Origin of the sequence: Staphylococcus pasteuri, assembly GCF_003970495.1 — a bacterium.
Taxonomy (GTDB): Bacteria; Bacillota; Bacilli; order Staphylococcales; family Staphylococcaceae; genus Staphylococcus; species Staphylococcus pasteuri.
This window is the reverse complement of the sequence record NZ_RXWW01000025.1, coordinates 14,764-34,815: the sequence shown is the minus strand read 5'-3', so window position 1 is coordinate 34,815 and position 20,052 is coordinate 14,764. Positions and strand designations below refer to the sequence as shown.

Sequence of the window (20,052 nt, the reverse complement as noted above, 5' to 3'; positions counted from 1 at the left end):
ATGATAGCTTAATTAATGAAAAGACAATATTTTTCATATATTAGCTTAATAAAAGCTTTGTATTAATTTAATTGTTAAGTTTATGTAAATTTGATGTATAGGTATATTATTTCTATTTAAACATCAGTTATAATAAACATGTAATTTAAACGGGGAGGCACACCATGTCACAAAAAGTATTAGTCGTTGACGATGAACAATCAATCGTTACTTTACTCAAATATAATTTAGAAACAGCCGGATACATAGTAGAAGTAGCCTATGACGGTGAAGAAGCATTACAAAAAGTTGAATCATCTCAACCGGATTTAATTGTATTAGATGTTATGTTACCTAAAAAAGATGGTATTGAGGTTTGTAAAACGATTAGATCTGATAAAAATTTAGTACCTATTCTTATGCTAACAGCTAAAGATGATGAATTTGATAGAGTGTTAGGTTTAGAACTTGGTGCTGATGATTATATGACTAAACCTTTCTCACCAAGAGAGGTAGTGGCAAGAGTGAAGGCTATTTTAAGACGCTCTCAATTTGTAAATGAAATAGAACAGAGTGAAGGCGATGAGGAAGATATCATTATCGACTCTATTCGAATTAGACCAGAATTTTTTGAAGTTTATAAAGATGATGAATTATTAGAATTAACGCCTAAAGAATTTGAGTTATTACTTTATCTGATTGAACGACAAGGACGAGTGATCACTAGAGAGCATATGTTAAATTCTGTGTGGAATTATGAGTTTGCTGGCGATTCACGTATCGTTGATGTTCACATTAGTCATTTAAGAGACAAATTAGAAGAAAACCCTAAACAACCCAAATTAATTAAAACTGTACGTGGATTAGGATATAAATTGGAGCGTCCTAAAAGATAATGTTAAAGTTTTATCATCGCATATTACTTTTGATTAGTACTATCACAATCATTAGCTTTATAGGTTTGGGTGCTATTGTCCACAACATGATTTATCAAACATTAACACAAAGTCAGACTAAAGAACTTAAAAAAGAATCACGCAATTATATTAGTATGTATAATAATGGTAAACAGAATGAAATTAAAAATATTGCAAACAATCAAGAAAATTTAATAGTCATTAAGAAAAATGACAAAACTATTTTTACAACTGATAAAAATAGTTCATTAGATGGACGGATAGATAACGAAGCAAATCCTTCCAATTTGATTCATAAAAATACTAAATTAGGGTTAAAGTATACATTTAAAAGTCAAATTGGAGATAAAACAGTATACATAAGTGGTATTAATGATGAAATACTAGATTTACAAAAAGAAATGTGGAAGTATCTATCAATTGTAGGGATTATAGTATTAATCACTGAATATCTAGCAAGTAGAAGTATTCATCGTACATATATAAGACCTATTAATGAAGTAACCTATGCAACTTCTCTTTTAGCTGATGGTCATTATCATGTACGTGTACCAGAAAGTAACGTTAAAGAAACAAAAGCATTATTTGTTACAACAAATGAACTCGCAAGACGTTTACAAAAATTGAATAACAGACAAAAAATACAATCTAATAGACTGAAAACAACTTTAGAAAACATTCCTAGTTCTGTACTTATGATAGATAAACATGGAGATATAGTTGTAGCTAATTCAGCTTATTATGAAGTGTTTACTCCTGAACAAAGTGTTGAAAATAAAAGTTATATTGGTTTTATTAACGATCCAATTGAGAAATTAATACTAGAAAGTTTTAGAACAGAGAAAGTTATTTATGAACAAATTGAAGTAGATATCAATAACGTACATACAAAGTATTTTGATGTTTCTTGTGTACCGATACTCTCAAAATCTAAAAAGAAACTTCAAGGTATGGTAGTTGTATTACATGATATTACTAATATCCAAAAATTGGAGAATTTGCGTCGTGAATTTGTTGCTAATGTGTCACATGAACTTAAAACGCCTATCACTTCAATTAAAGGGTTTGCAGAAACGCTAATAGAAGGCGCTAAAAATGATGAAGAATCATTAAATATGTTCCTAAATATCATTTTAAAAGAATCAAATAGAATTGAGTCACTTGTGATGGATTTACTAGACTTATCACATATTGAGCAACAAACAGATATCGCAACCAGTTATTTAAATCTTTCTGAACTTGCTTATACAACAATTGAACATTTACAAAATCAAGCACAAAGTAAAAATATAGACATCATACCAGAAATAGAAAATGATGTTATTTTTAAAGCGAATGAAGATAAAATAGCTCAAGTTATAACTAATTTATTATCTAATGCAATTAACTATTCAACAAATGATAGTGAAGTAATTGTAAAGGTATATCGTCAAGGCAAGAAAGTAAATTTACAAATTCAAGATTTTGGTATAGGAATTACTCAGGAAGAACAAAAACATATTTTCGAAAGATTTTATAGAGTAGATAAAGCTCGAAGTAGAGATTCTGGAGGCACTGGTTTAGGTTTATCTATAACTAAACACATTGTCGAGGCACATAATGGTAGAATTAGTGTTGATAGTCAATTAAATAAAGGGTCTACATTTAAAGTATCTTTTATTGATGAAGATTAAATCAATTATAATGAAACATCCTAATGTGGGTTAACGCTCATATTAGGATGTTTTTTAATAAGTAGAAATAGCAGAAACTGAATAACGGTACTTAATATTTATTGACAGTACCTTGTTTATGATAAAATATATTTAAATATGTGCTGGAGGTATAGATAGTGAATAAATTAGTATTAATTGATGGTAATAGTTTAAGTTTTAGAGCATTCTATGCTTTGCCATTACTTTCAAATAAGGCAGGCATACATACAAATGCAGTATATGGCTTTGCAATGTTACTAGAGAAAATTCTAAAAGAAGAACAACCCAATCACTTTTTAGTGGCGTTTGACGCAGGAAAGACAACTTTCAGACATTCTAAATATAGTGAATATAAAGGTGGAAGACAAAAAACGCCACCAGAACTAAGTGAGCAATTCCCATACATCCGTCAATTATTGGACGCTTACCATATTAAAAGATATGAGTTAGAAAATTATGAAGCCGATGATATTATAGGAACATTGAGCCGCGAAGCTGATGAAGCTGGCTTTGAAACGATAATTATTACCGGCGATCGAGATTTAACTCAACTTGCTACTGATCATGTAACTATTTACTATACAAAAAAAGGTGTTACAGATGTTGATCATTATACTCCAGAGTTTATTGCAGAAAAATATAATGGTTTAACACCTAACCAAATTATTGATATGAAAGGTTTAATGGGTGATACATCTGATAATATACCAGGCGTGGCAGGTGTTGGTGAAAAGACAGCGATTAAGCTACTTAATCAATTTAATACTGTAGAAGGTGTATACGATCATTTAGATGATGTATCAGGTAAAAAATTAAAAGAAAAGCTCGAAAATAGTAAAAAAGACGCTTTAATGAGTAAAGATTTAGCTACAATTAATATTGAAAGTCCAATTGAAGTTAAATTAGCAGATACTAAAATGGATTCTGAAGTAGATGAATCAGATAAAATTGAGCTCTTTAAAAAGCTAGAATTTAAGCAACTACTTGCAGATATTAGAGATGTAGAGGCTACTGAGGAACAGAAAGATAAGGAATTTGATATTGAACCAAATTTTGAACATGTTGATTTTTCAAATTTAGAAGAAGCAACCATTCATTTTGAATTAGAAAATAGTAACTACTTAAGAGATAATATCCTTAAGTTTGGTTTCCATACTGGAGATTTACATGTTGTTATTGATGCAAATGAAATTTCACAATATAAAAATTTAGTACAATGGTTGGAAAATCCTAATACAAAGAAAATAGTATACGATGCTAAGAAAACTTATGTTGTTGCTCATAGATTAAACATTGACATACAAAATATTGAATTTGACGTAATGCTAGCGAGTTATATTATAGATCCATCTAGAACAATTGACGATGTGAACTCAGTAGTTACACATTACGGTCAACATTATGTTCAAGATAATATAACGATTTATGGTAAAGGTAAAAAGCATCATGTTCCTGACAATGCTATTCTTAATAAGCATGTGGCATCGATTACAGAAGCTATTTTTGCCTCTAAAACTGAAATGGAAAGTCAGTTAAAAGAATACAACCAAGTATCTCTTTTAGCAGATATAGAATTACCTTTAGCCCGTATTTTAAGCCAAATGGAAGAAATAGGTATTTATACTGATGCAAAAGATTTACAACAAATGGAAAAAGAAATTCAAGAAAAATTAGATATACTAATTAAAAACATACATGAAGCTGCTGGAGAAGAGTTTAATATCAATTCACCAAAACAGTTAGGTGTAGTATTATTCGAGACACTTCAATTACCAGTAATTAAAAAAACTAAAACAGGCTATTCAACTGCAGTTGATGTTTTAGAACAATTACAAGGGCAACATCCAATAATCGATTATATTTTAGATTATCGCCAGTTATCTAAGTTACAATCGACTTATGTTGAAGGGTTACAAAAAGTAATCAGTGATGACAAACGTATTCATACACGTTTTAATCAAACATTAGCTCAAACTGGAAGATTATCTAGTATTGATCCTAATTTACAAAATATACCAGTCCGTCTAGAAGAAGGTAGAAAAATTAGAAAAGCATTCAAACCTACGTCATCTGATAGTGTTATTTTATCTGCCGACTATTCACAAATTGAATTAAGAGTACTAGCTCATATTACTCAAGATGAAAGTATGAAAGAAGCATTTATAAATGGACATGATATTCATACAGCGACTGCTATGAAAGTGTTTGATGTAGAAGCGGACGAAGTAGACAGTCTGATGAGAAGACAAGCAAAAGCTGTTAATTTCGGAATCGTTTATGGTATTAGTGATTACGGATTGAGTCAAAGTTTAGGTATAACTCGTAAAAAAGCAAAAATCTTTATCGATGATTATTTAGATAGTTTTCCTGGTGTGAAACAATATATGTCAGATATTGTTAAAGATGCTAAAGCACAAGGCTATGTAGAAACACTATTACATCGCCGTAGATATATTCCAGATATTACAAGCCGTAACTTCAATTTAAGAAGTTTTGCGGAAAGAACTGCTATGAATACGCCAATCCAAGGTAGTGCTGCTGATATTATTAAACTTGCAATGGTTAAATTTGATGAAGAAGTACAGTCAACCAATTATCACGCAAAATTATTATTGCAAGTACACGATGAATTGATATTTGAAGTACCAAAAGAAGAAGTAGATTCATTTAGTCAATTTGTTGAAGATATTATGGAATCAGCACTTGATTTAGATGTGCCTTTAAAGGTAGATTCTAGTTATGGTGAAACTTGGTATGACGCAAAATAAAGGAAGGTATTAATATGCCAGAATTACCTGAGGTAGAACATGTTAAACGAGGTATTGAACCATACGCCATTAATACAATTATTGATAAAGTAAAATTCTCAGAAAGTGTTATTAATGGAAAAAAGAATGGTAGAGAAACCATAATCAAGGGAATCGAACTTGATAGTTTTAAACGTTTAACTGAAGGATATAAAATTATAAAAATCGACAGAAGAAGTAAATACATCGTCTTTTATATTCAACAAAATGATGAGAATCGTATTTTAATTAGTCATTTAGGTATGGCTGGTGGATTCTTCATTGTAGATGATTTAGAACAAATTACTGCACCTAATTATCGAAAACATTGGCAAGTGATATTTGAACTAAACAATGGCAAAAAATTAGTTTATTCAGATATAAGACGTTTTGGAGAGATAAGAAATGTTAGCAGTTTTGAGTCCTATCCATCATTTTTAAAAATAGCTCCAGAACCATTTGATGATGATGCATTACAACATTTTTTAGATTGTACAAATAAAAAAAGTTATATTAAAAAACCGATTAAACAGGTTATTCTAGATCATAAAGTCATTTCTGGTTGTGGAAATATTTATGCTTGTGAGGCTTTATTTAGAGCAGGTATAAAACCACATCGACTAACTCAAAGTTTAACTGACCAAGAAAAAGAAATGGTATTTTATCATGTTCGTTCAGTACTAAATGAGGGTATAAAATACGGTGGTACCAGCATTTCGGATTATCGACATGCTGATGGAAAAACAGGTGAAATGCAGCTACATCTTAATGTATACAAACAAAAATATTGCAAGGTATGTGGGCATCCAATCGAAACTGAAGTCATTGCATCAAGAAATAGTCACTATTGCCCGACTTGTCAGAAATAAAGGAAGCGTGAAAATATGTCAAAAGTAATAGGACTTACTGGTGGTATTGCATCAGGCAAATCTACTGTATCTGAATTATTAACTGCATTTGGATTTAAAGTGATTGATGCAGATACAGCTGCAAGAGAAGCAGTTGCTAAAGGTACAACAGGTTTAGAAAAGGTAAGAGAAACATTCGGAGAAGAAGCTATCGATGAAAATGGTGAAATGGATCGGAAGTATATGGGAGACTTAGTCTTTAATAATCCTGATCAACGATTAGTGCTAAATGAAATTGTACATCCGATTGTTAGAGAAATTATGGATGAAAAGAAACAACAATATATTGAAGAAGGCCATAATGTCATAATGGATATCCCGCTTCTATTTGAAAATGAATTACAAGATACTGTAGACGAAGTATGGCTTGTTTATACTTCTGAAAGTATTCAAATTGATCGTTTAATGGAGCGAAATGACTTAACCCAAGAAGAAGCAAAAGCACGTGTTTATAGTCAAATTTCTATAGATAAAAAAAGTAGAATGGCTGACCATGTCATTGATAATTTAGGAGATAAATTAGAATTAAAGCAAAATCTAGAGAAATTACTTAGCGAACAAGGTTTCATAGAAAAGTAAATTATCATTTTAAACTCAATGTCTTTTAAGGGCATTGAGTTTTTATTTTGATAATGTTTGCTTATTACATATGATTATAAAAATATTTTGTAAAGTTTAAGTAAACGCTTTCAAAATGATGTTATTATGTTATACTAATGCCATAAAGTATAACATATAAATAAATGATCAAGGGGTGCTTTAAATGGCGACAAATATTGCAATTAATGGAATGGGTAGAATTGGTAGAATGGTGTTAAGAATTGCTTTACAAAATGATAACTTAAATGTAAAGGCAATTAATGCTAGTTACCCACCTGAAACAATTGCACATCTTATCAATTATGATACAACACATGGTAAATATAATGAAAAAGTAGAAGCTATTGAGGATGGTATTAGATATAAGGACCAAGACATTAAATTAGTTTCAGATAGAAATCCTGAAAATTTACCATGGAAAGACTTAGATATAGATGTTGTCATCGAAGCGACTGGTAAATTTAATCATGGTGATAAAGCAATCGCACACATTAATGCAGGTGCTAAAAAAGTATTATTAACTGGACCTTCTAAAGGTGGACATGTACAAATGATAGTTAAAGGTGTCAACGACGATAAATTAGACGTAAATGAATTTGACATCTTTAGTAATGCATCTTGTACAACAAATTGTATCGGACCAGTTGCCAAAGTTTTAAATGATGAATTTGGTATAGTAAATGGTCTAATGACTACAGTTCACGCTATTACGAATGATCAAAAAAATATTGATAACCCACATAAAGATTTACGCAGAGCGCGTTCATGTAATGAAAGTATCATTCCGACTTCAACTGGTGCAGCAAAAGCATTAAAAGAAGTGCTACCTGAAGTTGAAGGTAAATTACATGGTATGGCTTTAAGAGTACCAACTAAAAACGTATCACTTGTGGATTTAGTTGTAGATTTAGAAAAAAATGTTACTGTTGATGAAGTAAATCAAGCTTTCAAAAATGCTAATCTAGATGGTGTGTTAGATGTAGAAACTGAACCACTTGTTTCAGTAGATTTCAATACTAATCCAAACTCTGCTGTTATTGATGCACAATCAACAATGGTTATGGGAGATAATAAAGTTAAAGTAATTGCTTGGTATGATAATGAATGGGGTTACTCAAATAGAGTTGTTGAAGTAGCTGAACAAATTGGTAAATTAATTGATTCACAAAGTGTAGTAGAAGCAGTTTAAAATTGGTAAAAATAAATATATTGAAGCTGTCAATCAAATCCAAACATAAGGATTAGGTTGGCAGTTTTAATTTTTTATAGAAAGCTTTAGAATAATAATTTAGATGTTTCTATTTTCATTAGACAAATTGTTAAATGAAGAGAAATTTAAGTATATTTGTTTTCATTTTTAAGTTAATATAGCCACTTTTTAAAAATAGGTTACACATTTTGAACCATTTATCTCAAATGCGCTTTCTTTTTTAACGTATGATTTTATAGTATAATTGAGAATAATTAAAATAGAAAAGGGTGACAATTATGAAATGCCCAAAATGTAATTCAACGCATTCTAGAGTAGTCGATTCTCGTCACGCAGACGACGCAAATGCAATTCGTCGAAGAAGAGAATGCGAAAATTGTGGTACAAGATTCACAACATTTGAACATATAGAGGTAAGTCCTTTAATTGTAGTAAAAAAAGACGGAACAAGAGAACAATTTTTAAGGGAAAAAATATTAAACGGTTTGGTTAGATCATGTGAAAAACGCCCTGTAAGATATCAACAACTTGAAGATATAACTAATAAAGTTGAATGGCAACTTAGAGATGAAGGTCACACAGAAATATCATCAAGAGAAATAGGGGAACATGTTATGAATTTACTTATGCATGTTGATCAAGTATCATATGTTCGATTTGCTTCAGTATATAAAGAATTTAAAGATATAGATCAATTATTAGCTTCAATGCAAGGGATTTTGAATGATAATAAACGGAGTGATTTATAAATGGGATTACAATCCTTTGAATTTGGATTAAGACCACAAGACAGTTTTGAAGTTATACAAAATTTCCATTTAAATTCACAACATCTAGAGATACTTAATCGTCTTTTTACACCGTTAATTGGACAACAAGCCATTGGTTTATATCATTTTATGCACCAATTTTCCAATGATAATGAACAAGCTTTAACTCACTATGTAATTATGAACGAATTAAAAGAAAATTTATTAGAATTTAGAAATCAAATGGATTTACTAGAAGCGATCGGATTAATGAAATCATTTGTTAAGCATGAAGAACAACAAACTCATTTTGTTTATCAACTTGTCCAACCTCCTTCTGCATATCAATTTTTTAATGATCCTATGTTATCAGTATTTCTTTACAGTGAGGTTGATAAAAAAAGATATCAAATTTTAAAAAAGCATTTTGAACAAGAAAATAAAGATTTATCGAATTATCAACAAACGACAAGAAAATTTACAGATGTATTTCATGTTCCTAATAAAATAATAGATGTCGATACTCAAAATATACCTCAATCAGGAGAATATGCTGGTATCGATTTATCGAATGAATCATTTGATTTTGAAATGTTAAAATCCATGTTGCATAATCATTTTATTTCAAGTGAAATAGTGACTAAAGATGCTAAAGCTTTAATCATGCAACTTGCAACACTTTATGGATTAACAGTAGATGCAATGAAACATATTATTTTAAATTCGATTACTAGTGCACAACAATTATCATTTGAAGAAATGCGTAAACAAGCTCGTTCATATTATTTAATAGAACATGATAATCAATTACCTAAATTAGAACTAAATCAGAATATTAAACAAAACAATACGGCAACACAAAATAAAGAAGATAAAGATCCTGAAAATGATACAGATGCTTGGTTAGATTTATTAGAACAAACAAGTCCTATTGATATGTTAGCTTCTTGGTCAGAATCTGAACCAACTTTGTCACAAAAAAATATGATTGAAGAATTAATTCATAGAGAGAAAATGAATTTTGGTGTGATTAATATCTTGCTACAATTCGTAATGCTTAAAGAAGATATGAAATTACCTAAATCGTATATTTTTGAGATTGCTTCTAATTGGAAGAAAAAAGGGATTACTACAGCCAAACAGGCTTATGAATATGCCTTGAAGGTAAACCAACCTAAACCAACATATGAATCAAAATCTAATTCCTATCAAGGATATAATAGAAAAAGTAAATTAGTCTCTAGAGAAAAAACACCTAAATGGTTAGAAGAAAGAGACAATCCAAATGCTGCAGAACATTCAAAAGATGAAACTGATGATCAATTTGAAAAAGATCGACAAGCATTTCTAGAACAATTAAATAAAGATTGGGAGGAGGATTAGATGGAAAGTTTTAAGCAAATTGTTGGGTCAAATAAAGATTTCGGAAAAAGAATTGCAAAAATACGTCAACAAGTAGTTAATGATCCTGACGTTAAGACATTTTTAAATGAACATCAATCAGAGATAACAAATGCTATTATTGATGAGGATTTAAATGTTTTACAAGAATATAAAGATCAACAAAAACATTATGACGGTCATAGTTATAACGAATGCCCAAATTTTGTTAAAGGTCATGTACCAGAATTATATGTAGAAAATGAACGTATAAAAATTCGTTATTTACCTTGTCCTTGTAAAATTAAATATGATGAAGAACGTCTTAATTCTCAATTAATTACATCACATCATATGCAACGTGATACATTAAACGCTAAAATAAAAGACATTTATACGACTGGACGTAATCGATTAGACTTAGCAATGCAAGTTAATGATATTTGTAAAAAATTGATTAATAACGAAGATGTTAAAGGTTTATATTTATATGGTCCTTTTGGTACTGGAAAATCATTTATTCTAGGTGCTATAGCTAACCAACTTAAGGCTAAAAAAGTACCATCTACTATTGTCTATCTGCCAGAATATATTAGAACATTAAAAGGTGGTTTCAAAGATGGTAGTTATGAAAGAAAATTACAAAGAATACGTGAAGCTAATATTTTAATGTTAGACGATATCGGAGCAGAAGAAGTTACGCCATGGGTTAGAGATGAAGTGATAGGACCATTGTTACATTATAGAATGGTTCATGAATTACCTACATTTTTCACTTCAAACTTAAGTTATGAAGAATTAGAGCATCATTTATCAATGACACGTGAAGGCGCTGAAAAAACTAAGGCTGCTAGAATTATTGAAAGAATTAAAACATTATCAACACCATATTTCTTAAAGGGAGAAAACTTTAGAAACAATTGATATTTTTAAATAATATTGTATAATGGACTTAAATCTAAATCGTTGAAACTGTTGAAGATAAGATAATTTAATCACTATTACACAGAAAGCCATTACTTGATGAGAATATGGTTAATATATTAAATTATTACTACTTTAATGTATGGCATTTGTAATGAATGCTCGGCTCAAGACCGTTATCTTATGTAGAGAAGACGTTGAATGTAATCTTTTGGTTATATTTTGACGTTCAACTAGGGTGGTACCACGACGATCTCGTCCCTGTATTAGGGGCGGGATTTTTTTATTTTCTCACATTCGTTACAACTTGATATTTATTCAATAAGTCAACGATATGATTTTCATATTTTAGGAGGTTATAGTATGGATCAAATTAATATTCAATTCCCAGATGGCAATACAAAAGCATTTGATAAAGGCACTACTACAGAAGATATAGCGCAATCAATAAGTCCTGGATTACGTAAAAAAGCAGTAGCAGGAAAATTTAATGGGCAAATGGTAGATTTAACACGTCCATTAGAAACAGATGGTGAGATTGAAATTGTAACACCAGGTAGCGAAGAAGCTTTAGAAGTTTTACGTCATTCAACTGCTCATTTAATGGCACAAGCTTTAAAAAGATTATATGGTGACGTTAAATTTGGCGTAGGTCCAGTTATTGAAGGTGGATTCTACTATGATTTTGATACTGAAGAAAAAATCTCATCTGACGATTTTGAAAAAATTGAAAAAACAATGAAACAAATAGTGGATGAAAATCATAAAATAGAACGTAAAGTTGTATCAAGAGATGAAGCTAAAGATTTCTTCAAAGACGATCCATACAAGTTAGAATTAATTGATGCGATTCCAGAGGATGAAAATGTAACATTATATTCTCAAGGCGAGTTTACTGATTTATGTAGAGGTGTACATGTACCTTCTACTTCAAAAATTAAAGAATTCAAATTACTTTCTACAGCTGGTGCATATTGGCGTGGCGATAGTAACAATAAAATGTTACAACGTATCTACGGTACAGCATTTTTCGATAAAAAAGATCTAAAAGCACATCTTCAAATGTTAGAAGAACGTCGCGAACGTGATCACCGTAAAATTGGTAAAGAATTAGACTTATTCGCAAATAATCAACTTGTAGGTGCGGGGTTACCATTATGGTTACCAAATGGTGCTACAATTCGCCGTGAAATCGAGAGATATATCGTTGATAAAGAAGTAAGTATGGGCTATGACCATGTTTATACACCAGTTATCGCTAACGTAGATTTATATAAAACATCAGGTCACTGGGATCATTATCAAGAGGATATGTTCCCAACAATGAAATTAGATGAGACAGAAGAAATGGTACTACGTCCTATGAACTGCCCACACCATATGATGGTTTATAATAACAAACCACATTCTTATCGTGAATTACCAATTCGTATTGCTGAATTAGGTACTATGCATAGATATGAAGCTAGTGGTGCAGTATCTGGATTACAACGTGTAAGAGGTATGACATTAAATGACGCTCATATTTTCGTAAGACCTGACCAAATTAAAGAAGAATTTAAACGTGTTGTTAATTTAATTCAAGATGTATACAAAGATTTTGGATTTGAAGATTATACTTTCAGATTAAGTTATCGTGATCCAGAAGATAAAGAAAAATATTTCGATGATGACGAAATGTGGGTAAAAGCTGAAAAAATGATTAAAGAAGCTTCTGATGAGTTAGGACTTACTTATGAAGAAGCAATTGGCGAAGCGGCATTCTATGGTCCTAAATTAGACGTTCAAGTTAAAACAGCTATGGGTAAAGAAGAAACTTTATCAACTGCACAATTAGACTTCTTATTGCCAGAACGCTTTGAATTAACTTATATTGGCCAAGATGGAGAACAACATAGACCAGTGGTTATTCACCGTGGTGTTGTATCTACAATGGAAAGATTTGTAGCATTCTTAACAGAAGAAACAAAAGGGGCGTTCCCAACATGGTTAGCACCTAAACAAGTAGAAATCATTCCAGTAAATGTTGATTTACATTATGACTATGCTAGATTAATTCAAGACGAATTAAAATCTCAAGGTGTACGTGTAGAAATCGATGACCGTAATGAAAAAATGGGATATAAAATTCGTGAAGCACAAATGCAAAAAATCCCTTACCAAATAGTAGTGGGAGATAAAGAAGTAGAAAATAAAGAAGTAAATGTGCGTCAATATGGTTCACAAGATCAAGAAACTTTAGAAAAAGATGAATTCATTTGGAATTTAGTTGATGAAATTCGTTTGAAAAAACATAGATAAACTTGAAATTAACAGTCAGTTCATGTATATTACAAGGTAGTTAAAATAAAAGTTGAGTTAGAGGTTGCAATATTAAATAGTAGCTTGTCAGAAGTTGTATGGAACGAATGTTGAACAAGTCAAAGGTAATATTGCCGAAACAAACGTTAACCATAATAGACGTTTGTTGGGACAGTTGTCGAAAGAAACTGTACTGTCACTTAATGTGATGTGCTACCTAATATAGATAAAAGCAAAGTGGTTGCATATCTTAAAGGTATGTAGCCACTTTTTTATTTGCAATGATAAAGTTAATTATTGAATGAAACTAACAATTTTAACGAAAGTCATGCATTTAGTTTTGCTTTGAAAAAGTAACATTGAAGCCTCTAAATACAAGGAAAGGATTCTTCTATGAGTAAAAATCAAAATCAGAATGAAGGCGTTCAACGAGGTTTAAAAGATCGACATCTTTCCATGATAGCAATAGGAGGGTGTATCGGTACTGGACTATTTATGACTTCTGGTGGTGTTATTCATAGTGCTGGTGCGTTAGGTGCACTATTAGCATACGCCATTATTGGTGCCATGGTCTTTTTCTTAATGACATCATTAGGAGAAATGGCAACATATTTACCAGTTTCTGGTTCATTTAGTACATATGCAACACGTTTTGTTGATCCATCATTAGGATTCGCATTAGGTTGGAATTACTGGTTTAACTGGGTTATTACAGTAGCTGCAGACGTTACAATTGCAGCACAAGTGATTCAATATTGGTCACCAATGCAAGGTGTACCAGCATGGATTTGGAGTTGTATATTCCTTGTTATTATCTTTGCATTGAATTCACTATCGGTTAGAGTATACGGAGAAAGCGAATACTGGTTTGCATTAATTAAAGTTGTAACTGTTATCATATTTATCATTATAGGTTTATTAACTATTGTCGGAATCATGGGCGGTAAATTTGTAGGCTTTGAAACATTTACAAAAGGCGAAGGCCCAATATTAGGTGGTAATTTAGGCGGTAGTTTATTATCAATTTTAGGTGTATTCTTAGTTGCAGGGTTCTCTTTCCAAGGTACTGAGTTAATAGGAATCACAGCAGGAGAATCTGAAAATCCAGAAAGAGCTGTACCTAAAGCAATTAAACAAGTGTTTTGGAGAATATTACTATTTTACATTCTAGCGATATTTATTATAGGTATGTTAATTCCTTATGATAGCAATGCATTAATGGGAGGAGATAGCAGCGTATCAACGTCTCCATTTACATTAGTATTCCAAAATGCAGGCTTAGCATTTGCAGCATCATTTATGAATGCTGTTATATTAACTTCCGTATTATCCGCAGGTAACTCAGGTATGTACGCTTCTACAAGAATGTTATATTCTATGAGTAAAGATAAATTAGCATATGCATCATTCTCAAAAACTAATAGAAATGGTGTACCTTATATTTCTCTAGCAATCACTGGAATAATTGTAATTATTATCTTTTTATTACAACATTTAAGTGGTGATGCTTATGACTATATTGTAGCTGCTAGTGGTATGACTGGCTTTATCGCGTGGGTAGGTATTGCAGTCAGTCATTATAGATTTAGACGCGCATTTGATAAACAAAATTATGATAAGTCTAAATTGAAATATAAAGCTAAATTATTCCCATTTGGTCCAATATTTGCTGGATTCTTATGTGTTATTGTTATTTTAGGTCAAGATGTTGATTTCATTAAGACTGGTGATTTTGATATCAATAGATTTATCATTACTTATATGGGTATCCCAGTATTTTTAGCATTCTTTATTTATCATAAAGTAAGATATAAAACTAAAAAAATTCCATTAGAAAAAGTGGATTTACGTCAAGATGTGTCTATGGAAGAAGTAAGACATCATGATTAAATAAAAAAATAGTTGACGAATACATTAATAGTTGGTATGATTAGTAACGTTGAATACGAAACGAACCAAGTAGAAGCTCCCGCTTCTCACCTGTAGCGACGCTGTAAGCAGTTGGCAGGTTAATCATGTTACACAATTAATGTGTGAAGAAGAGCGGGTAGTGATACTCGCTCTTCTTTTTGCTTGGGACAATTTCGTAAAATACTGGGAGGTGTCAACCATAGCAAAAGATCAAACTCAAATTAATGAGAAAATTCGCGCGAAAGAACTTCGTTTAGTAGGTCAAGATGGTGAACAAATTGGTGTCAAATCAAAACAAGAAGGTTTAGAAATGGCTGAACGTGTTGATTTAGATTTAGTAATCGTAGCACCAAATGCTAAACCACCTGTTGCTAGAATTATGGATTACGGTAAATTCAAATTCGAACAACAGAAAAAAGAAAAAGAAATGAAGAAGAAACAAAAAACAATTAACGTTAAAGAAATTCGTTTAAGTCCAACAATTGAGGAACACGATTTCCAAACAAAATTGAAAAATGGACGTAAATTCCTTTCTAAAGGCGATAAATGTAAAGTTTCAATTCGTTTCAGAGGTCGTGCAATTACGCATAAAGAAATTGGTCAACGCCAATTAGAAAAATTTGCTGAAGAATGTAAAGACCTTGCTACTGTAGAACAGAAGCCTAAAATGGAAGGCCGTCAAATGTTCCTTATGTTAGCACCAATTAATGAAAAATAATTAAATTAATTTCTAGGAGGAAATGAATCATGCCTAAAATGAAAACTCACCGTGGAGCAGCAAAACGTGTTAAAAGAACTGGTTCAGGTCAATTAAAACGTTCAAGAGCTTTCACATCTCACTTATTCGCAAACAAAAACACTAAACAGAAACGTCAATTACGTAAAAGTAGATTAGTTTCTAAAAGTGATATGAAACGCGTAAAACAATTATTATCTTATAAAAAATAATGAAATTAACGATTATCGATTAATAACGTAGATAGAATCTAAGGAGGAATTTAATATGCCACGAGTAAAAGGTGGAACAGTAACAAGAGCACGTCGTAAAAAAACGATTAAATTAGCTAAAGGTTACTTCGGTTCAAAACATACATTATATAAAGTAGCTAAACAACAAGTCATGAAATCAGGTCAATATGCATTCCGTGACCGTCGTCAACGTAAACGTGATTTCCGTAAATTATGGATTACACGTATCAATGCAGCAGCTCGTAAACATGACATGAGCTATTCAAAATTAATGAACGGCTTGAAAAAAGCTGACATCGATATTAACCGTAAAATGTTATCTGAAATTGCTATTTCAGACGACAAAGCTTTCGGTGAATTAGTATCAAAAGCTAAAGACGCTTTAAAATAAATTAATCTTTGATAAGATAGGAAAACCTTTCTAATCTTTATCAAATTATAAAAGCTGAGACATTTTATGATGTCCCAGCTTTTATTTATATTTCTTCGACCAATATTATATTTAACTATAATTTTATAAAACAATGAAAAGTTATAAATCGCGATTTGAAAATAAGTTTGATAGAATGAATTCATAAAAGTAAGTATAAAGGAGAAAAGTATGTCTAAATTTGATGAGCAAATTATTGTAGTACCAAGAACAACTCTTTTTGATAATGAAACAAATGCGTTTAATGGCTTTCTATCGAAAAGTGATGTAAAAGGCGATAATATTTTTAATTCATTAAGTCATTATGAAGTTAAACGTAGAGGAGATATGGAAGAGAACCCAGACTATAAACAACTTATCTCATATTGTCTCTTAGAAAACCAAAATGGCGAAATTCTCGTTTATGAACGCCTATCTGGTGGAGGAGAAGAACGTTTACATGGACAATCATCTATAGGTGTAGGTGGACACATGAATGATGTTGTCGGAGCAGATTCAATCAATGAAGTATTACGAGTCAACGCTCAAAGAGAATTAGAAGAAGAAGTAGGTCTATCTACAGAAGATTCTCAAAATATGGAATATATTGGATTCATAAATGACGATAATAACGACGTTGGTAAAGTTCACATGGGTGTTGTTTTTAAAATCACTGTGAATTCTAACGATGTAGAAGCTAAAGAAACAGACACTTTAAGAATTAAATGGATTGAAAAAGGAAAAATTGAATCTTATGATGACTTTGAGACATGGAGTGCATTAATTCTTCAAGATTTATAATAATTGAGGTGCAAAATGAATGTCAGATATCATTCCGTTTCCATTATCAGAGGGAAAATTAAAAAAAGAAATCAAACAAGCTGAGTTAACGCAAAATTTTGATGAAATGTATAATCTATTTGAACAATATGAAAGTCAATTCGATTTAGATGAAAATTTGGCTATGACAAAATGCAACATGTTATATCAAATGAATGCATTTTTAGAATTGAGAGAAGAAGCAATCATCTTATTAAAAAAAGGTTTAAACAGATATGATGATTTAATGATTTATTACGTTAAAAGTTTAAATGGATTAGAACAATACTATGAAGCTGTTGAAGTCATAAATCAAATTATAGATGAAGTGCGTGATCATAAGACAAGAATGGAGTTATTTCCTTTAAAAGAATATGCACAAGCTCAGTTACAATCTAATAAACAACAACTTTCACAATCTTTAACTGAATTTAATCACTTAAGTACCAGAGAACAAACTCATATCTTACTTCAATTAATAGATAATGGACATTTTGACTTTAAAGAATCGATAAATTATTTATTAAACAATTATTCCTTTGAAAATAATATTATAAGTTTAATGATAGAGTATTTAAGATTCGCTCAATCAGAGGAGCCTATAAGAATTGATAAATACGGTTATACATCAGAAATTAAACCAAAAGATTTAAAAGGTCTTGAACATACAACTATGAAAACTCGAATTATACCTGAAGTGATTAATCAATTAGAAGACGGTGCTTTACATATTGTAGACGAGGCGAACCACATTATGAACAATCATTCTATATTATTATATCCTCTTAATATAGAAGAAATATTTACCATTGATGAATGGACAAACGCATATGATGTTTATTTTAAAGGAATGATTGGTATAGAAAAGAATGTGGTGAAAGAAGAGGCATTAACTTTTATAAAACAATTAGAAAGTTGAATTCGAATTTAATTTCTTGCAAAAGAGAAATAAATCATTTAACGTGAAATTTAATTGAAATAAGTAGTAAATAATTTCACAAACGTTGCAATTTCAATGTTTGTGTACGTAATTGACCTATGCTATAATAGGGAAGTTGAAAAAATAAAATAGTTATTCATGGAGGTATTTATACATGACAGCAACTTGGGAAAAAAAGGAAGGTAACGAAGGATTATTAACAGTTACTGTTCCAGCAGAAAAAGTAGATAAAGCATTAGATCAAGCATTTAAAAAAGTAGTTAAACAAATTAATGTACCTGGATTCCGTAAAGGTAAAGTGCCTCGTCCAATTTTCGAACAACGTTTTGGCGTTGAAGCGTTATATCAAGACGCAGTAGACATCTTATTACCTGAAGCTTATGGTGAAGCAATTGATGAAACAGATATTAAACCTGTTGCTCAACCTGAAGTTAATGTAACTCAAATTGAAAAAGGTAAAGATTTCATTTTTGAAGCTACTGTAACTGTTGAACCAGAAGTTAAATTAGGTGACTACAAAGGTTTAGAAATTGAAAAACAAGAAACTGAATTAACTGATGAAGAATTAGAAGAATCAATTAACCATAGTTTAAGTCATATGGCTGAAATGGTTGTTAAAGAAGATGGCGCTGTTGAAAATGGCGACACTGTTAATATTGATTTCAGCGGATCAGTTGATGGTGAAGAATTTGAAGGTGGACAAGCTGAAGGTTACGACCTAGAAGTTGGTTCAGGTTCATTTATCCCAGGTTTCGAAGAGCAATTAGAAGGTATGAAAACTGGAGAAGAAAAAGATGTAGTAGTCACTTTCCCAGAAGAATACCATGCTGAAGAATTAGCTGGCAAAGAAGCTACGTTCAAAACAAAAGTAAATGAAATTAAATATAAAGAAGTACCTGAATTAGACGATGAAGTAGCTAATGAATTAGATTCTGAAGCAAATTCAGTTGATGAATACAAAGAAAATTTACGTAAACGTTTAGCTGAACAAAAAGCAACAGAAGCTGAAAACACTGAAAAAGAAGAAGCTATTAACAAAGCAACTGAAAATGCTACTATCGACATTCCTCAAGCAATGATCGATACAGAATTAGATCGTATGGTTCAAGAATTTGGCCAAAGAATTCAACAACAAGGTCTAGACTTACAAACTTACTTCCAAATTTCAGGTCAAGATGAATCTCAATTAAGAGAACAAATGAAAGACGATGCAGAACAACGTGTTAAAACAAACTTAACATTAACTGCAATTGCTGATGCTGAAAATATCGAAGTTACTGACGAAGATATCGATAAAGAATTAGAAAAAATGAGCGAACAATTTAATATCTCTGTAGAAGATATTAAAAACACATTAGGTAATACTGATATCGTGAAAAACGATGTTCGTATCCAAAAAGTAATTGACTTATTAAAAGATAATGCAAAATTAGTTGAAGGTAGTAAAGAAGACTAATTTATAGATATCCTCTACAGCAACAAACATTTAATATTATTATTCTTATATTAATAATTGGAAGGTTTAATAAGATAATCTATCTTGTGGGGTGGGGCCA

General features: G+C 30.9%; 17 protein-coding genes, 1 riboswitch and 1 other annotated feature. All 17 genes read left to right on the top strand.

The features are described 5' to 3' along the window. Window positions 1-164 precede the first annotated feature (164 nt). The 17 genes from CD121_RS03895 to tig all read left to right on the top strand — a co-directional run bounded on the left by CD121_RS03895 (window position 165) and on the right by tig (window position 19,952). Window positions 165-875, top strand: coding sequence for a response regulator transcription factor (locus CD121_RS03895; protein ID WP_017638213.1), 711 nt, complete (start codon window positions 165-167; stop codon window positions 873-875). Further along, on the top strand, window positions 875-2,569 hold the full coding sequence (pnpS, locus tag CD121_RS03890) for a two-component system histidine kinase PnpS (RefSeq protein WP_029055674.1): 1,695 nt from the start codon (window positions 875-877) through the stop codon (window positions 2,567-2,569). The genes CD121_RS03895 and pnpS overlap by 1 nt, the downstream gene beginning before the upstream one ends. Window positions 2,570-2,727: 158 nt before the next feature. Further along, on the top strand, window positions 2,728-5,358 hold the full coding sequence (gene polA / locus CD121_RS03885) for a DNA polymerase I (protein ID WP_126567477.1): 2,631 nt from the start codon (window positions 2,728-2,730) through the stop codon (window positions 5,356-5,358). Window positions 5,359-5,372: 14 nt separating this feature from the next. Next, on the top strand, window positions 5,373-6,245 hold the full coding sequence (gene mutM / locus CD121_RS03880) for a bifunctional DNA-formamidopyrimidine glycosylase/DNA-(apurinic or apyrimidinic site) lyase (protein ID WP_017638210.1): 873 nt from the start codon (window positions 5,373-5,375) through the stop codon (window positions 6,243-6,245). Window positions 6,246-6,260: 15 nt separating this feature from the next. Continuing rightward, the gene (coaE, locus tag CD121_RS03875) at window positions 6,261-6,863 is read left to right on the top strand and encodes a dephospho-CoA kinase (RefSeq protein WP_017638209.1); all 603 of its coding nucleotides are present in this window, start codon (window positions 6,261-6,263) and stop codon (window positions 6,861-6,863) included. 184 nt (window positions 6,864-7,047) lie between these two features. Further along, window positions 7,048-8,073, top strand: a complete 1,026-nt coding sequence (gene gap, locus CD121_RS03870; protein WP_126567476.1) for a type I glyceraldehyde-3-phosphate dehydrogenase — start codon at window positions 7,048-7,050, stop codon at window positions 8,071-8,073. A 299-nt stretch (window positions 8,074-8,372) separates the two neighbouring features. Beyond that, window positions 8,373-8,843 (top strand): transcriptional regulator NrdR, encoded by a 471-nt coding sequence (gene nrdR, locus CD121_RS03865; protein WP_017638207.1) that lies wholly within the window; start codon window positions 8,373-8,375, stop codon window positions 8,841-8,843. Continuing rightward, a complete protein-coding gene (gene dnaB / locus CD121_RS03860) occupies window positions 8,844-10,226 on the top strand; it encodes a replicative helicase loading/DNA remodeling protein DnaB (RefSeq protein WP_017638206.1) in 1,383 nt (460 codons plus the stop codon). Next, the gene (dnaI, locus tag CD121_RS03855) at window positions 10,227-11,147 is read left to right on the top strand and encodes a primosomal protein DnaI (protein WP_017638205.1); all 921 of its coding nucleotides are present in this window, start codon (window positions 10,227-10,229) and stop codon (window positions 11,145-11,147) included. It abuts the gene before it with no gap. Window positions 11,148-11,510: 363 nt separating this feature from the next. After that, window positions 11,511-13,448 (top strand): threonine--tRNA ligase, encoded by a 1,938-nt coding sequence (thrS, locus tag CD121_RS03850; RefSeq protein ID WP_126567475.1) that lies wholly within the window; start codon window positions 11,511-11,513, stop codon window positions 13,446-13,448. Window positions 13,449-13,498: 50 nt separating this feature from the next. Continuing rightward, a riboswitch (Lysine riboswitch) is annotated at window positions 13,499-13,672 on the top strand. Between the two features lie 169 nt (window positions 13,673-13,841). After that, the gene (locus tag CD121_RS03845; RefSeq protein WP_126567474.1) at window positions 13,842-15,338 is read left to right on the top strand and encodes an amino acid permease; all 1,497 of its coding nucleotides are present in this window, start codon (window positions 13,842-13,844) and stop codon (window positions 15,336-15,338) included. A 61-nt stretch (window positions 15,339-15,399) separates the two neighbouring features. Then, window positions 15,400-15,523 (top strand) — a sequence feature (ribosomal protein L20 leader region). 26 nt (window positions 15,524-15,549) lie between these two features. After that, window positions 15,550-16,077: a translation initiation factor IF-3 gene (infC, locus tag CD121_RS03840; protein WP_126567478.1), complete on the top strand. Its 528-nt coding sequence runs from the start codon at window positions 15,550-15,552 to the stop codon at window positions 16,075-16,077. 29 nt (window positions 16,078-16,106) lie between these two features. Next, window positions 16,107-16,307: a 50S ribosomal protein L35 gene (rpmI, locus tag CD121_RS03835; RefSeq protein WP_002451769.1), complete on the top strand. Its 201-nt coding sequence runs from the start codon at window positions 16,107-16,109 to the stop codon at window positions 16,305-16,307. A 55-nt stretch (window positions 16,308-16,362) separates the two neighbouring features. Then, a complete protein-coding gene (gene rplT, locus CD121_RS03830; RefSeq protein ID WP_017638201.1) occupies window positions 16,363-16,719 on the top strand; it encodes a 50S ribosomal protein L20 in 357 nt (118 codons plus the stop codon). Window positions 16,720-16,929: 210 nt separating this feature from the next. Next, window positions 16,930-17,538 (top strand): NUDIX domain-containing protein, encoded by a 609-nt coding sequence (locus CD121_RS03825; protein WP_017638200.1) that lies wholly within the window; start codon window positions 16,930-16,932, stop codon window positions 17,536-17,538. A 19-nt stretch (window positions 17,539-17,557) separates the two neighbouring features. Continuing rightward, window positions 17,558-18,475 carry a hypothetical protein gene (locus CD121_RS03820; RefSeq protein ID WP_029055678.1) on the top strand — a complete coding sequence of 306 codons (918 nt, stop codon included), beginning with the start codon at window positions 17,558-17,560 and terminating at the stop codon, window positions 18,473-18,475. A gap of 175 nt (window positions 18,476-18,650) precedes the next feature. Next, entirely contained in the window at window positions 18,651-19,952 is a 1,302-nt protein-coding gene (gene tig, locus CD121_RS03815) for a trigger factor (protein WP_046466786.1), read from the top strand. Window positions 19,953-20,052: the final 100 nt, after the last annotated feature.

Bases quoted from the DNA above. Each gene is read 5' to 3' on its own strand.
- CD121_RS03895 (WP_017638213.1), top strand. From the start codon at position 165: ATGTCACAAAAAGTATTAGTCGTTGACGATGAACAATCAATCGTTACT.
- pnpS (WP_029055674.1), top strand. From the start codon at position 875: ATGTTAAAGTTTTATCATCGCATATTACTTTTGATTAGTACTATCACA.
- mutM (WP_017638210.1), top strand. From the start codon at position 5,373: ATGCCAGAATTACCTGAGGTAGAACATGTTAAACGAGGTATTGAACCA.
- coaE (WP_017638209.1), top strand. From the start codon at position 6,261: ATGTCAAAAGTAATAGGACTTACTGGTGGTATTGCATCAGGCAAATCT.
- gap (WP_126567476.1), top strand. From the start codon at position 7,048: ATGGCGACAAATATTGCAATTAATGGAATGGGTAGAATTGGTAGAATG.
- nrdR (WP_017638207.1), top strand. From the start codon at position 8,373: ATGAAATGCCCAAAATGTAATTCAACGCATTCTAGAGTAGTCGATTCT.
- dnaB (WP_017638206.1), top strand. From the start codon at position 8,844: ATGGGATTACAATCCTTTGAATTTGGATTAAGACCACAAGACAGTTTT.
- dnaI (WP_017638205.1), top strand. From the start codon at position 10,227: ATGGAAAGTTTTAAGCAAATTGTTGGGTCAAATAAAGATTTCGGAAAA.
- thrS (WP_126567475.1), top strand. From the start codon at position 11,511: ATGGATCAAATTAATATTCAATTCCCAGATGGCAATACAAAAGCATTT.
- CD121_RS03845 (WP_126567474.1), top strand. From the start codon at position 13,842: ATGAGTAAAAATCAAAATCAGAATGAAGGCGTTCAACGAGGTTTAAAA.
- rpmI (WP_002451769.1), top strand. From the start codon at position 16,107: ATGCCTAAAATGAAAACTCACCGTGGAGCAGCAAAACGTGTTAAAAGA.
- rplT (WP_017638201.1), top strand. From the start codon at position 16,363: ATGCCACGAGTAAAAGGTGGAACAGTAACAAGAGCACGTCGTAAAAAA.
- CD121_RS03825 (WP_017638200.1), top strand. From the start codon at position 16,930: ATGTCTAAATTTGATGAGCAAATTATTGTAGTACCAAGAACAACTCTT.
- CD121_RS03820 (WP_029055678.1), top strand. From the start codon at position 17,558: ATGTCAGATATCATTCCGTTTCCATTATCAGAGGGAAAATTAAAAAAA.
- tig (WP_046466786.1), top strand. From the start codon at position 18,651: ATGACAGCAACTTGGGAAAAAAAGGAAGGTAACGAAGGATTATTAACA.